Source organism: Microvirga sp. GCM10011540 (assembly GCF_042650665.1).
GTDB classification, from domain to species: Bacteria; Pseudomonadota; Alphaproteobacteria; order Rhizobiales; family Beijerinckiaceae; genus Microvirga; species Microvirga lenta.
Window position 1 is genome coordinate 1 of the sequence record NZ_JBHSBQ010000102.1, and the last position, 11,920, is coordinate 11,920.

Genomic DNA, 11,920 nt, shown 5'->3' on the forward strand with positions numbered 1-11,920 from the left:
ATGGAACCCTCCAGGTCTAAACCCAAGCCCCTACAGCCTGAACGCCGACCCCGCCTCAATCGCTCCAACCATTCGCCAGCAGTATCCCCCTTGTGGGGAGGAGGTGGAGGTGGGGGTGTGGGCGCCAAGCTCTCATAGGCTATCGCTCACACCCCCACCCTAACCCTCCCCACAAGGGGAGGGAAGGAGGTCGCGCTGAACACCGCCAGATCCACGACGGTCTTTCGCTATTCCCTCCCGAGGAGCCGCGACGAACCCGGCCCGACGACAGCGGCGGAGTGTCTACGCCGCCTGCGCCGGCCACGCCCCCACATAGTCCGACTGGGGCCGGATGATCCTTCCCGTCTTCACCTGCTCGACCGCGTGAGCGACCCAGCCTGCCGTGCGGCCCGCGCCGAAGAGCGGGGTGAAGCCCGCGCGAGGGATGCCCAGCGCCTCCAGCAGCAGGGCGGTGTAGAACTCCACGTTGGTGTCGAGCCGGCGCCCGGGCTTGCGGCGCTCCAGCACCGCGAGCGCCGCCGCCTCCACGGCCTCCGCGAAGGCGATGCGGTTGTCGCGGCCCTTCAGCCGTCCGGCGGCGGCTTTCAGCACGTCGGCGCGCGGGTCGCGGACCCGGTAGATGCGGTGGCCGAAGCCCATGAGGCGCTCGCCGCGGCCGATGGCGTCGTCGAGCCAGCCTTCCGCATTCTCGACGGTTCCGATGGCGTCGAGCATATCGAGCACCGGTCCCGGCGCGCCGCCATGGAGCGGCCCCTTGAGGGCGCACAGTCCCGCCACGACGGACGAGAGGATGCCGGCCTCCGTGGAGGCCACCACGCGGGCCGTGAAGGTCGAAGCGTTGAGCCCGTGGTCCATGATGGTGACCAGGTAGGTGTCGAGCCCGGCCGCCTCCCCCGCGTCGGCGGGCGTGCCGCGCAACATGCGCAGGAGGTCGGCGGCATGGGCCGCGGACGGGTCGGGCTCGATGGGACCGTTGCCCCCTGCGCCGCGCACCGCCATGGCGGCCGCGACCCCTGCCCCACCGATCGCGAGGAAGGCCGGGTCCTCGTCCGCATCCGGCAGGGTCGCGAGCAGGACGCGCATGCCCTCCACCGGGGTCAGGCCCGCGAGGCGGGGAGCGAGCGGCGCCAGATGGCCGAAGGCCCGCGCCCGCGCCGCGCCGATCCTGCCGGCGAGATCCTCGGCCCCTTCGGTCACGAGCCCCTCCCAGAGAATTGCCACGGCGCGCTCGAAGGACATGCGGCCCGCCAGCTCCTCGAGGTCGTGGCCGCGGACGATCAGGCGTCCGGCCTCGCCGTCCACGTGGCTGAGGATGGTTTGTGCGGCAATGACGTCGTCGAGACCGAGCTTCATGAGGCTTCTCCTTTTTTGTCGGGGATCAGCTTCCCGCCGGGATTGCCTGACCGTCAATCTTGAATCAACATATCAACCTATGAGAGCCCATTCCCTCGAACTCACCACGGCCGAAGCCGCCTCCGGCCGGCTCGGCATCAGCCGGGCGAGCCTCTACGCCTATGTGAGCCGGGGCCTGATCCGCTCCTTCACATCGCCGCACGATCCGCGCCAGCGGCTCTACGCCCTCGACGACGTGGAGGCGCTGGTGGAGCGCAAGGCGCGCTTCCGCCGCCCGGCCGCGGCGGCGGCGACAGCCCTCGACTGGGGCCTGCCCGTGCTGGAGACCGGCCTCACCCAGATCAAGGACGGACAGTTGCTCTACCGGGGCAGGGGCGCGCTCGCCGTTGCCGGGTCAGCAACCCTGGAGGACGCAGCCAGCCTGCTGATCGGCGACCTGCCCGACCGCGCCGCCAAGGCCGCCCCTCCCCCTGCAGGCGCAGCCTCCGCCCTCGGGCCGCAGGCCTTCGTCGCCCGGGCGATCCGCCTCCTCTCCGAACCGGCGGACGAGGCGGCGGACCTCGCCGCCGAGAGCCTCGCGATCCTGCGCCTGATGGCGGCGGCCGGAAGCGGGGCCGATCCCGGCTCGGTTCCGATCCACGCCCATCTGACCTCCGCCTGGAACGCCCCGCCCGAGGCCGGCGAGGCGATCCGCCGGGCCCTGGTGCTCTGCGCCGATCACGAACTCAGCGCCTCGGCCTTCGCCGTGCGGGTTGCGGCCTCGACCGGAGCGTCCCTGCGCCACGCGGTGGTGGCCGGGCTCGCAGCGCTCGGCGGCCCCCGCCACGGCGGAGCGACGGAGCAGGTGCGCGCCTTCCTGGAGGAGCGCGAGAACTCCGGCGGGGACCCTCCGGAGCGCGGGCCCCTGCCCGGCTTTCATCACCCGCTCTATCCGGAGGGTGACCCGCGCGGGACCGCCCTGCTCCAGGGCGTGCCGCTCAGGCCCTCGGACGCGGCGATCCTCGACGAGATAGCCGATGCGGCCGGCGGAACGCCGACCATCGACGCGGCGCTGGTGATGACGGAGCGGGGCTTCGGCCTGCCCCGCGGGGCCGCCTTCGCGCTCTTCGCCATCGGCCGCACCGCCGGGTGGCTGGCCCATGCGATGGAACAGCGCAGCCAGGGCTCGTTGATTCGACCGCGCGCCCGTTATCATGTAGCGGAAGAAGCTCCCGAACCCGCGATCCCAACCCCATGACGAGCGACCGCCTCTATCCGACCCGACCCATCCTCGCGGCCTCGGTCGCCGTCATCCGGGACGGGCGGGTTCTCCTCGCGGCGCGGGGAAAGCCTCCGTGGGAGGGCGCGTTTTCCCTGCCGGGCGGCCAGGTGGAGACCGGCGAGACCATGGGCGAGGCCGCTTTGCGGGAACTTCAGGAGGAAGTCGGGGTTAAGGCCAAGCTGATCGGCCTCGTGGCTCCCGTGGAAGTGATTGAACGGGAGGCGGATGGCCGTGTAAAGCATCATCTCGTCATCGCCGCCCATGCTGCCCGCTGGGTTTCGGGCGAGCCTCAGACAGGTCCGGAAGCAAAGGAAATCCGTTGGGTCACGGAACGGGACATCGCCGCCCTGCAAACCACACCGGGGCTCGCCGGGATCCTGGAGCAGGCCTTCCGGCTCGAGCGGGAGGATGCGGCCCGATGAGGCGCGCCGCGGCCCCGTTCCTGGCGTTCGCCGTCCTGGCGTCTTCGGCCCAGCCGCTGGCGGCCCAGGGCTTCTTCGAGCGGCTCTTCGGCCCGCCCCGCGACCCCATGGCGCCGCAGCAGGCCCCCCAGTACCGGCCCCAGCCGCAATATCGGCCCCAGCCTCAGTACAGGCCCCCGCCCCAGCCCCGGCAGCAACCGCAGCCGCAGCGGTCCCAGACGCCGTCGCGACCGGCCCCTCAGCCGAAGCCGGAGGAGCCCCAGCAGCAGGCGGAGCCCGCCCCGGTGGCCGAGCCGCCGCCCGCGCCCTACGAGAAGGAGCTCCTGCGCCTGGCCGAGATCATGGGCTCGCTCGCGCTCCTGCGCCCCCTCTGCACCGCTCCCGACGGCGCCGAATGGGGCAGGCGCATGCAGGCGCTTCTCGAAGCGGAAGGCACGACCCCCGGCCGGCGCGAGCGCCTGGCCGGAGCCTACAACAAGGGCTATCAGGCCTTCGCCCTCACCTACCGGGTCTGCACGCCCTCCGCGCAGGAGGCCTCGGCCCGCTACCTGCGGGAGGGCGAGCAGCTCGCCCGCAACATCACCGGACGTTACGGCGGCTGATTTATCCACACCCTTCGCAAGTTTCCCTCTCGCGTTAACCTCTTTGCAAGGTGATGCTGGCCGTAGGGCAGCGCACCAACTAAGTTCGAATCAACCGAACTCGCGCGCTGCCCCGAAAAGGGGCATGGATCATGAACGACAACGACGTCCCTCTCTCCGATCTGCCGGAACTGAGCGCCATCAAGCAGGCGGCCCTGAGCTACGTGACCGACGCGTTCGCCGAGGCGGAGCTCGACGGTCTCGATGCCGACTGCATGGCGCAGGCGGCCCTGTTCGCGGCGTTCCAGGAGCTTGTCGCGACTTACGGCGAGGAAGCCGTGGCGGAATACGCCGCGGGCCTGCCGGACAAGATCCGCACCGGCGCATTCTCCATGGCGATGTCGCTGAAGCACTGATCGTTCCCTCGGCCGCAAAAGCCGGAGAGTTCTGCAGCATGAAAGACGTGACGCTGCGCGTCGCGCGGCCGACCGATCGCCTCGATGAGGTCGTTCGCTTCTACCGTGACGGCCTCGGCTTCGAGGTCATCGGCTCGTTCGAGGATCACGACGGCTTCGACGGGGCCATGCTCGGACATCCGGGCGCCGCGTGGCACCTGGAATTCACCCACCGGCGCGGCCATCAAGCCGGCCGCGCGCCCACCCAGGACAACCTGCTCGTCTTCTACCTGCCCGACCGCGATGCCTGGGAAGCAGCCGTCGAACGGATGCGCGCCCACGGCCATACGCCCGTTGTGTCGCTCAATCCCTACTGGGACCGGCAGGGCCTGACCTTCGAGGACCCGGACCGCTACCGGGTCGTGCTGCAGAACGCGGCCTGGGGGAGATAAGGCTTCGGCACGGCTCTCCTCCTCACGGATCTCGGGTCTGATCGAAGCTCGCGGAGAGCGCCGACCGGCTCTCCTCCCCCTTGTGGGGAGGAGGTGGAGGTGGGGGTGTGGGCGCCAGACTGGAACCAGCGAAGCGCCCACACCCCCACCCTGGCCCTCCCCCCAAGGGGGAGGGAAAAGAGGCTCGCTAAACTGGTTTCAGCTCGCCCCCCTCACCCGGACATGATGGCCCCACGGGAGAGGTGGATGACACGCCTACGGGCGCAACGTCTCCTCGAACGTCACCGCCTCACCCTGCGACGGCGTTTCCAGGCCGCCGTCCCACATGACCACGTTGCCGCGCACCACCGTGCCGATGGGCCAGCCGGTCACCTGTTTGCCGTCGTATGGGGTCCAGCCGCATTTGGAGGCGATCCAGCCGTTGGTGATCGTTTCCACGCGCTTGAGATCGACCACCGTGAAATCGGCGTCGTAGCCCACGGCGATGCGGCCCTTGCGGGCGATGCCGAACAGGCGCTTCGGTCCCGCGCTCGTGAGATCCACGAAACGCTCCAGAGTGAGCCTGCTCGCATTCACGTGGTCGAGCATGATCGGAACCAGCGTCTGCACGCCGGTCATGCCCGACGGCGTGTTGGGATAGGTCTTGTCCTTCTCCTCGCGGGTATGGGGCGCGTGGTCGGAGCCCAGGACGTCGGCGATGCCCTCGTCGAGGCCGAGCCAGATGCCGTGGCGGTGGAATTCGTCGCGCACGGGCGGGTTCATCTGCACATAGGTGCCGAGGCGCTCGTAGGCGTCGGGCGCCACGAGGGTGAGGTGGTGCGGCGTGACCTCGACGGAGACGAGATCCTTGTACTCCTTGAGAAGCACCATTTCCTCGGCGGTGGTCACGTGGAGGACGTGGATGCGCGCGCCGGTCTCCCGGGCGATGCGCACGAGACGCTTGGTGCAGGCGAGAGCGACCTCGGACGAACGCCAGACCGGATGCGAGCGCGGATCGCCCTCGACGCGGAGATTCTTGCGCTCACGCAGCATCGCCTCGTCCTCGGAATGGAAGGCGGCGCGGCGGCGGGTCTTGCGCAGGATGCGGGCGACGCCCTCGTCGTCCTCGACCAGGAGCGAGCCGGTGGAGGAGCCCATGAAGACCTTGATGCCGGCAGCCCCCGGCAGGCGCTCCAGTTCGGGAATGTCCTCGATGTTCTCGTGCGTGCCGCCGACCCAGAAGGCGAAGTCGCAATGCATGCGGTGATGCCCGCGCCGCACCTTGTCGGCCAGGGCCTCGGCGCTCGTGGTCTGCGGGTCTGTATTGGGCATCTCGAACACGGCCGTCACCCCGCCCATGACGGCGGCGCGGGAACCCGATTCCAGGTCCTCCTTGTGGTCGAGGCCGGGCTCGCGGAAATGGACCTGCGTGTCGATGACGCCGGGCAGGATGTGCAGGCCGCGGCAGTCGATCTCGCGGGCCGCCGAGGCCTTCGAGAGGTCGCCGATATGCGCGATGGTCCCGCCCCGAACCCCCACGTCCCGCTCGACGCGGCCGTCCTGGTTCACGACGGTGCCGCCCTTGAGGATCAGGTCGTAGGTCTCAGGCATGATGAACTCGTCCCTTGAGGCTGGTGCCGGTTGGGCATATGTCACGCTCACGATCTGAGCAACTGGAGCAGGACATGCCGTCAGCGCATTTGGCCGACCGGGGCGTGGTAAGAGTTTCCGGCGCGGACGCCAAGACTTTTCTGGACGGGCTCGTCACCTGCGACCTCGACCGGGTCTCGCCCGAGGCCGCGCGGCTCGGCGCCCTGCTGACGCCGCAGGGCAAGATCCTGTTCGATTTCATCGTGTTCCAGGCTCCCGACGCCATCGAGGGCGGCTATTACCTCGACGTGCTGAAGGTCCATGCGCCCGGCCTCGCCAAGCGCCTCGGCTTCTACAAGCTCAGGGCGAAGGTGACGATCCAGGATCTCTCCGGGAGCCTTGCCGTGGTGGCGGGCTGGGACGCCCCGAGGCCCGAAGACGAGGCCGGCCTCGTGGCCGAGGACCCGCGCCTGCCGGCGCTGGGCTGGCGCGCCATCGTGGCGGCGGAAGATGCGGCGGAGTTCGCGCAGGATCCGGCCGAGCGCTACCACGCCCACCGCATCGCCCTGGGGGTGCCCGAGGGCGGCAGGGACTTCCTGTTCGGGGACGCCTTCCCCCACGAGGCGCTGATGGACCAGCTCCACGGGGTCGATTTCGACAAGGGCTGCTATGTGGGCCAGGAGGTGGTCTCCCGCATGCAGCATCGGGGCACCGCACGCACCCGCATCGTGCCCGCGATCTACGAGGGCGGCTTCGCGGCGGATCTCGGGGTCGAGGTCACGGCGGGCGAAAAGAGCCTGGGCAAGACCGGCACCGGCGCCGAAGGGCGCGGCCTGCTCATGATCCGCCTCGACAGGGCCGCGGACGCCCTTGCGGCCGGGGAGACCATCCGCGCCGGCGGGATTCCGGTGGAACTCCGGAAGCCGGAATGGGCCGGTTTTGCCTTTCCCGGAGAGACGGCGCCCCGAAGCTGAGCCGGCACGAGGAATGGGGCCGACCCGGAGGAACCGATCAGCAGCACCTGCGTTGCTCTCCGTTGAGCTCATTCTCGAACGAAAGCTCGAATAGCGCCTGAACGGGGAATGTCTAGATGGATACGGGACTAGAGTACGGCTCGTTGAGGAACAAGGATCCCTTCCAGCTCCTCATCGATTCCATCACCGATTATGCCATCTACATGCTCGACCCCACCGGGATCATCGCGAGCTGGAATCCGGGGGCGCAACGCTTCAAGGGCTACACGGAGAGCGAGATCCTGGGAGAGCACTTCTCCCGGTTCTACACCCCCGAGGAGCGCGCTGCGGGACGCCCGCTCCGTGCGCTCCGCATAGCGGCAACCGAGGGCAGGTTCGAGGACGAAGGCTGGCGCGTCCGCAAGGACGGAACCCGGTTCTGGGCCCACGTGATCATCGACCCGATCATCGATCCCTCGGGCCGCCTGACCGGTTTCGCCAAGGTCACCCGCGACGTGACCGAGCGGCGGGAGGCGCAGGAGGCCCTGAGGCAGAGCGAGCAGCGCTTCCGCCTGCTGGTCCAGGGCGTGACGGACTACGCCATCTTCATGCTCGACACGGGCGGCTACGTGGCGAACTGGAACGCGGGCGCCGAGCGCATCAAGGGCTACCGCGTGGACGAGATCGTCGGCCAGCACTTCTCCCGATTCTACACCGAGGAGGACCTCGCCGCCGGGATTCCCCGCAAGGCCCTGAAGACCGCCCTCGAGGAGGGCAAGTTCGAGGCGGAAGGCTGGCGCCTGCGCAAGGACGGATCGCGCTTCTGGGCGAACGTCGTGATCGACCCGATCTACGACGACGAAGGCCGACTGACCGGCTTCGCGAAGGTCACCCGGGACATCACCGAGCGGCGGGAAGCCCAGGAAGCCCTCAAGCAGACCCAGGCCGCGCTGTTCCAGTCGCAGAAGATGGAGGCGGTCGGACAGCTCACCGGCGGCATCGCGCACGATTTCAACAACCTGCTGACGATCATCGTCAACAATCTCGACCTGCTCACCCGCAACGCCAGCAACCCGCGCGACAAGCGGCTGATCGAGAGCGCCCATCGCGCCGCCGAGCGCGGGGCGAAGCTGACGCAGCAATTGCTGGCCTTCTCGCGCCGGCAGCCCTGCAGCCCGAGCTCAACAACCCGAACACCCTCATCAGGGGCTTCGAGCCCGTCTTCCGCCGGGCCTGCGGCGAGGCGATCGACCTGCAGCTCGATCTTGCGCCCGATCTCAAGGCCGCGAACATCGACGGGCCCCAGTTCGAGGTTTCGCTCCTCAACCTCGTGGTCAACGCCCGCGACGCGATGCCGGACGGCGGCAGGCTCTCGATCTCGACGCGCAACGTCAGCTCAGGCGGCAGCGGCAATGCCTGGGTGGAGGCGACGCCGGGCGAGTACGTGGCCATCACGGTCGCGGATACGGGACAGGGGATGCCGCCCGAGATCCTCACGCGGGTCTTCGAGCCCTTCTTCACCACCAAGGAGGTGGGCAAGGGAACCGGGCTCGGCCTGAGCCAGGTCTATGGCTTCGTGAGCCAGTCGGGCGGGCATGTGGACATCGACAGCATCCCGGGCCAGGGCACGCGGATCATGCTTCTGCTCCCGGCTCAGGACGGCGACGAGGAGAAGGGCGAGGATTCCGAGGAGGAGCGGCAGATCCGCCAGAGCGCCGGGACCGTGCTGATCGTCGAGGACGAGCCCGAGGTGCTCGACATCGCCGTCGAGATCTTCGAAAGCCTGGGATACGACGTGCTCACCGCCGGGGACGCCCCGAGCGCCCTGGACGTGCTCAGGCGCGACGTGGACATCGACGTGCTGTTCTCGGACGTGGTGATGCCGCGCGGGATGAACGGCCTCGATCTCGCCAAGGAGTCCCGGCGCCTGCGGCCCGACATCCGCATCCTGCTCGCCTCCGGCTACCCCATGTCGACCTTGCCCTTCCAGGGTATGCCGGACGGGACCTCCTTCATCAGCAAGCCGTATCGCTGGACGGAGCTGGCCGACAAGCTCAGGAGCCTGCGGCGGGTCTCGTGATCCATGGCGGCGCGTGATGGCGGCGTGCTGGAAGATTGATTGGTCAGGCGCCCGGGATTGCGCTTAGCTGGCCCGCGACATTCGACGGGCCAGCCATGTATCAGCCGCCGCATTTCCGCGAAGACCGCCTCGAGGTTCAGCACGCGCTCATCCGGGCCCATCCGCTCGGCATGTTCGTGACGATGGGACGCTCGGGCCTTCTCGCGAACCCCATCCCCTTCGTCCTCGACGAAGCCGCGTCTCCTCTGGGGACGCTGAAGGCCCATCTCTCCCGGGCCAATCCCCAGTGGCAGGACTTCGATCCGGGCCAGGAGGCCCTGGTCGTCTTCCAGGGGACCGAGGCCTACGTCACGCCTTCCTGGTACGAGACGAAGCGGGAGACCGGAAAGGTGGTGCCGACCTGGAACTACGCCGTCGTGCAGGCCCGGGGCCGGATGAAGGCGATCGAGGATCCCGCATGGCTGATGCGCCAGGTCGGCGAGATGACTGGGCAGCAGGAGGCGGCGCATCCCGAGCCCTGGGCCGTGAGCGATGCCCCGTCCGCCTTCGTCGCAGCGCAGCTCAAGGGCATCGTCGGCATCGAGGTCGAGATCGCCCGGATCGAAGGCAAATGGAAGGTGAGCCAGAACCGCCCCGACGCCGACCGCCGGGGCGTGGCCGAGGGCCTTCGCGCCCTGTCGGACGACGAGCCTCGGCGGATGGCCGAGATGGTGGAGGCGAAGGGCGCGCCTGGGACGTGAGCGGCGCATTCGGGCCGCAGCGGAGCTCCCCGCCCGACGGATGCCGGGCTTGGTAAGGCTCACGCGGATGGCGCCGCGCTGCTCTCCTCCCCGCGGACCTCGGCCTGCCAGTCGACATCTCGCACCGGTGGCGCAACCGGACTCTCCTCCCCCTTGTGAGGAGGAGTTGGAGGTGGGGGTGTGGGCGCCACACCTTCATAGGCTATCGCTCACACCCCCACCCTGGCCCTCCCCACAAAGGGGAGGGAATGGCGGTGTGCCACCACAGCCTCATCCACGATAGCCTCTCACCAACTCCCAACCTCATCCTGAGGAGCGGCGAAGCCGCGTCTCGAAGGAGGGTCCAGTCCGCTCCGGACATGCCCCACCCTTCGAGACAGTCGCGCGCGATCTCCTCAGGATGAGGGCTGCGGGAGAGGCCGGACGAACAGCGGCGACAGGAACCCGACCACATCCCACTTCCCGACTCCGCGAGAGCCCGCTACACCAGCCTCATGACCGACGGACTGATCCTCCATCCCGACCACAAGGCCCGCTGCTGGTGGCCCGGCACCGACCCGCTCTATGTCGCCTATCACGACACGGAATGGGGCGTGCCGGAGTTCGACGACCGGGCCCTGTTCGAGAAGCTCATTCTCGACGGCTTTCAGGCCGGGCTGTCCTGGATCACGATCCTGCGCAAGCGCGACAACTTCCGGCAGGCCTTCGCGGGTTTCGATCCGGCGGTCATCGCCCGGTTCGATCAGGCCCAGGTCGAGGCGCTGATGCTCGATCCCGGCATCGTGCGCAACCGCGCCAAGATCGAGAGCACCGTGGCGAGCGCGCGGGCCTGGCTCGCCATCCAGGAGCGGGGCGGCTTCTCGCGCTTCCTGTGGGATTTCGTGGACGGGCGGCCGGTTCAGACCCATGCCCGCACGCGCGCCGACATCCCCACCGAAACCGAGGTGTCCCGGCGCATCTCGAAGGCGCTCAAGGCCGAGGGCTTCAATTTCGTCGGCCCCACAATCGTCTATGCCTTCATGCAGGCGGTCGGCATGGTAAACGACCATCTCACCGGCTGCTTCCGCCATGCGGAATGCGCGGCGCTGGCCGAGACGCGCTGATGACGAAGGAACCCCGCGTCTGGCAGCGGATGCTTTCGGGCAGACGCCTCGATCTCCTGAACCCCTCGCCCCTCGACGTGGAGCTCGACGACATCGCCCACGGCCTCGCCCGCGTCGCCCGCTGGAACGGCCAGACGGTGGGCGACCACATCTTCTCCGTGGCGCAGCACAGCCTGCTGGTGGAGGCGATCGCCGAACACCTGAACCCGGAGATGTCGCGCGCCTGGCGGCTCGCGGTGCTGCTGCACGACGCGCCGGAATACGTGATCGGCGACATCATCTCGCCCTTCAAGGCGGTGATCGGCGATGCCTACAAGGTGATCGAAGAGCGGCTCCTCGCCGCGATCCACCTCCATTTCGGCCTGAGCCCCGAGCCTGCCATTCTCCTGAAGCGCTTCATCAAGCGCGCGGACAGGCAGGCCGCCTATCTTGAGGCGACCCACCTGGCGGGTTTCGCGCGGGAGGAGGCGATCAGGATCTTCGGCCGGCCCGAGCCCCTGCCCCGCTCCGTCGCCGCCCTGGTGGAGCCCTGGCCTATTGAAGTGGCTCAGCGGCGCTACCACGAGAGAGTCGCGGTTTTGCACGCGGATTCTTCCGGCTGAACATCATCATCTGGATCTCGCCGCCCGGGTCGACCTGCAGGTCGGCATCCGCCAGGCGCAGATCGTCCACAAGATGGAGAAACGCGAGCAGCTTCGCCCGGGTCTCGTCGGGCAGCCGCAGCACGCGGTTGATGAGTTCGGAACGAAGCACGGACACCACCCTGTCTTTCTTTCCGGTACAAGACGCACGCGGTCGCCAAGGCCATCTATCTCGGCCTGATCGACGTGTAGAATGCTGTGCTCCCCCATCTCCGGGGAGAGGTCGGTGTGGAGCGGGATGCCCTAGTGTTGTGACTCTAACGCTTGTTTCGCACGGGCGATCTTTTCCAGGATCGCTGAGGCCGGGGCTGTCCAGACAAAGGGTTTCGGGTCAGCATTGTGGTGCTCCAGGTAGTCCATGATCGCGCTC

General features: G+C 68.7%; 11 protein-coding genes and 1 pseudogene. 10 read left to right on the forward strand and 2 right to left on the reverse strand.

Annotated elements, in window-relative coordinates:
- Positions 1-282: 282 nt before the first annotated feature.
- Positions 283-1,353, reverse strand: a complete 1,071-nt coding sequence (locus ACFOYU_RS15805; RefSeq protein WP_377034329.1) for a citrate synthase — start codon at positions 1,351-1,353, stop codon at positions 283-285.
- 79 nt (positions 1,354-1,432) lie between these two features.
- Between ACFOYU_RS15805 and ACFOYU_RS15810 the strand changes: the two genes are divergently transcribed.
- From ACFOYU_RS15810 to ACFOYU_RS15830, 5 genes are all read left to right on the forward strand, one after another.
- Entirely contained in the window at positions 1,433-2,590 is a 1,158-nt protein-coding gene (locus ACFOYU_RS15810; protein ID WP_377034330.1) for a citrate/2-methylcitrate synthase, read from the forward strand.
- On the forward strand, positions 2,587-3,036 hold the full coding sequence (locus ACFOYU_RS15815; protein ID WP_377034331.1) for an NUDIX hydrolase: 450 nt from the start codon (positions 2,587-2,589) through the stop codon (positions 3,034-3,036). The genes ACFOYU_RS15810 and ACFOYU_RS15815 overlap by 4 nt, the downstream gene beginning before the upstream one ends.
- Complete coding sequence (locus ACFOYU_RS15820; RefSeq protein ID WP_377034332.1) at positions 3,033-3,638, forward strand: TIGR02301 family protein; 606 nt, start codon at positions 3,033-3,035, stop codon at positions 3,636-3,638. Before ACFOYU_RS15815 ends, ACFOYU_RS15820 begins: the two co-directional genes overlap by 4 nt.
- A 131-nt stretch (positions 3,639-3,769) precedes the next feature.
- On the forward strand, positions 3,770-4,033 hold the full coding sequence (locus ACFOYU_RS15825; RefSeq protein WP_226739435.1) for a hypothetical protein: 264 nt from the start codon (positions 3,770-3,772) through the stop codon (positions 4,031-4,033).
- Positions 4,034-4,071: 38 nt separating this feature from the next.
- On the forward strand, positions 4,072-4,464 hold the full coding sequence (locus ACFOYU_RS15830) for a VOC family protein (protein WP_377034333.1): 393 nt from the start codon (positions 4,072-4,074) through the stop codon (positions 4,462-4,464).
- 255 nt (positions 4,465-4,719) lie between these two features.
- Here ACFOYU_RS15830 and ACFOYU_RS15835 read toward each other — a convergent pair whose 3' ends face one another.
- A complete protein-coding gene (locus ACFOYU_RS15835; protein ID WP_226739439.1) occupies positions 4,720-6,054 on the reverse strand; it encodes a dihydroorotase in 1,335 nt (444 codons plus the stop codon).
- 74 nt (positions 6,055-6,128) lie between these two features.
- Between ACFOYU_RS15835 and ACFOYU_RS15840 the strand changes: the two genes are divergently transcribed.
- The 5 genes and pseudogenes from ACFOYU_RS15840 to ACFOYU_RS15860 all read left to right on the forward strand — a co-directional run bounded on the left by ACFOYU_RS15840 (position 6,129) and on the right by ACFOYU_RS15860 (position 11,511).
- Positions 6,129-7,007: a YgfZ/GcvT domain-containing protein gene (locus tag ACFOYU_RS15840; protein WP_377034334.1), complete on the forward strand. Its 879-nt coding sequence runs from the start codon at positions 6,129-6,131 to the stop codon at positions 7,005-7,007.
- A 116-nt stretch (positions 7,008-7,123) separates the two neighbouring features.
- Positions 7,124-9,066: pseudogene (locus ACFOYU_RS15845) on the forward strand (PAS domain S-box protein).
- A 95-nt stretch (positions 9,067-9,161) separates the two neighbouring features.
- The gene (locus tag ACFOYU_RS15850) at positions 9,162-9,806 is read left to right on the forward strand and encodes an FMN-binding negative transcriptional regulator (protein ID WP_377034335.1); all 645 of its coding nucleotides are present in this window, start codon (positions 9,162-9,164) and stop codon (positions 9,804-9,806) included.
- Positions 9,807-10,300: 494 nt separating this feature from the next.
- A complete protein-coding gene (locus ACFOYU_RS15855; RefSeq protein WP_226739447.1) occupies positions 10,301-10,909 on the forward strand; it encodes a DNA-3-methyladenine glycosylase I in 609 nt (202 codons plus the stop codon).
- Positions 10,909-11,511, forward strand: coding sequence for an HD domain-containing protein (locus ACFOYU_RS15860; RefSeq protein WP_377034336.1), 603 nt, complete (start codon positions 10,909-10,911; stop codon positions 11,509-11,511). Before ACFOYU_RS15855 ends, ACFOYU_RS15860 begins: the two co-directional genes overlap by 1 nt.
- The last annotated feature ends 409 nt before the right edge of the window (positions 11,512-11,920 follow it).

Bases quoted from the DNA above. Each gene is read 5' to 3' on its own strand.
- ACFOYU_RS15805 (WP_377034329.1), bottom strand. From the start codon at position 1,353: ATGAAGCTCGGTCTCGACGACGTCATTGCCGCACAAACCATCCTCAGC.
- ACFOYU_RS15810 (WP_377034330.1), top strand. From the start codon at position 1,433: ATGAGAGCCCATTCCCTCGAACTCACCACGGCCGAAGCCGCCTCCGGC.
- ACFOYU_RS15815 (WP_377034331.1), top strand. From the start codon at position 2,587: ATGACGAGCGACCGCCTCTATCCGACCCGACCCATCCTCGCGGCCTCG.
- ACFOYU_RS15820 (WP_377034332.1), top strand. From the start codon at position 3,033: ATGAGGCGCGCCGCGGCCCCGTTCCTGGCGTTCGCCGTCCTGGCGTCT.
- ACFOYU_RS15825 (WP_226739435.1), top strand. From the start codon at position 3,770: ATGAACGACAACGACGTCCCTCTCTCCGATCTGCCGGAACTGAGCGCC.
- ACFOYU_RS15830 (WP_377034333.1), top strand. From the start codon at position 4,072: ATGAAAGACGTGACGCTGCGCGTCGCGCGGCCGACCGATCGCCTCGAT.
- ACFOYU_RS15835 (WP_226739439.1), bottom strand. From the start codon at position 6,054: ATGCCTGAGACCTACGACCTGATCCTCAAGGGCGGCACCGTCGTGAAC.
- ACFOYU_RS15840 (WP_377034334.1), top strand. From the start codon at position 6,129: ATGCCGTCAGCGCATTTGGCCGACCGGGGCGTGGTAAGAGTTTCCGGC.
- ACFOYU_RS15850 (WP_377034335.1), top strand. From the start codon at position 9,162: ATGTATCAGCCGCCGCATTTCCGCGAAGACCGCCTCGAGGTTCAGCAC.
- ACFOYU_RS15855 (WP_226739447.1), top strand. From the start codon at position 10,301: ATGACCGACGGACTGATCCTCCATCCCGACCACAAGGCCCGCTGCTGG.
- ACFOYU_RS15860 (WP_377034336.1), top strand. From the start codon at position 10,909: ATGACGAAGGAACCCCGCGTCTGGCAGCGGATGCTTTCGGGCAGACGC.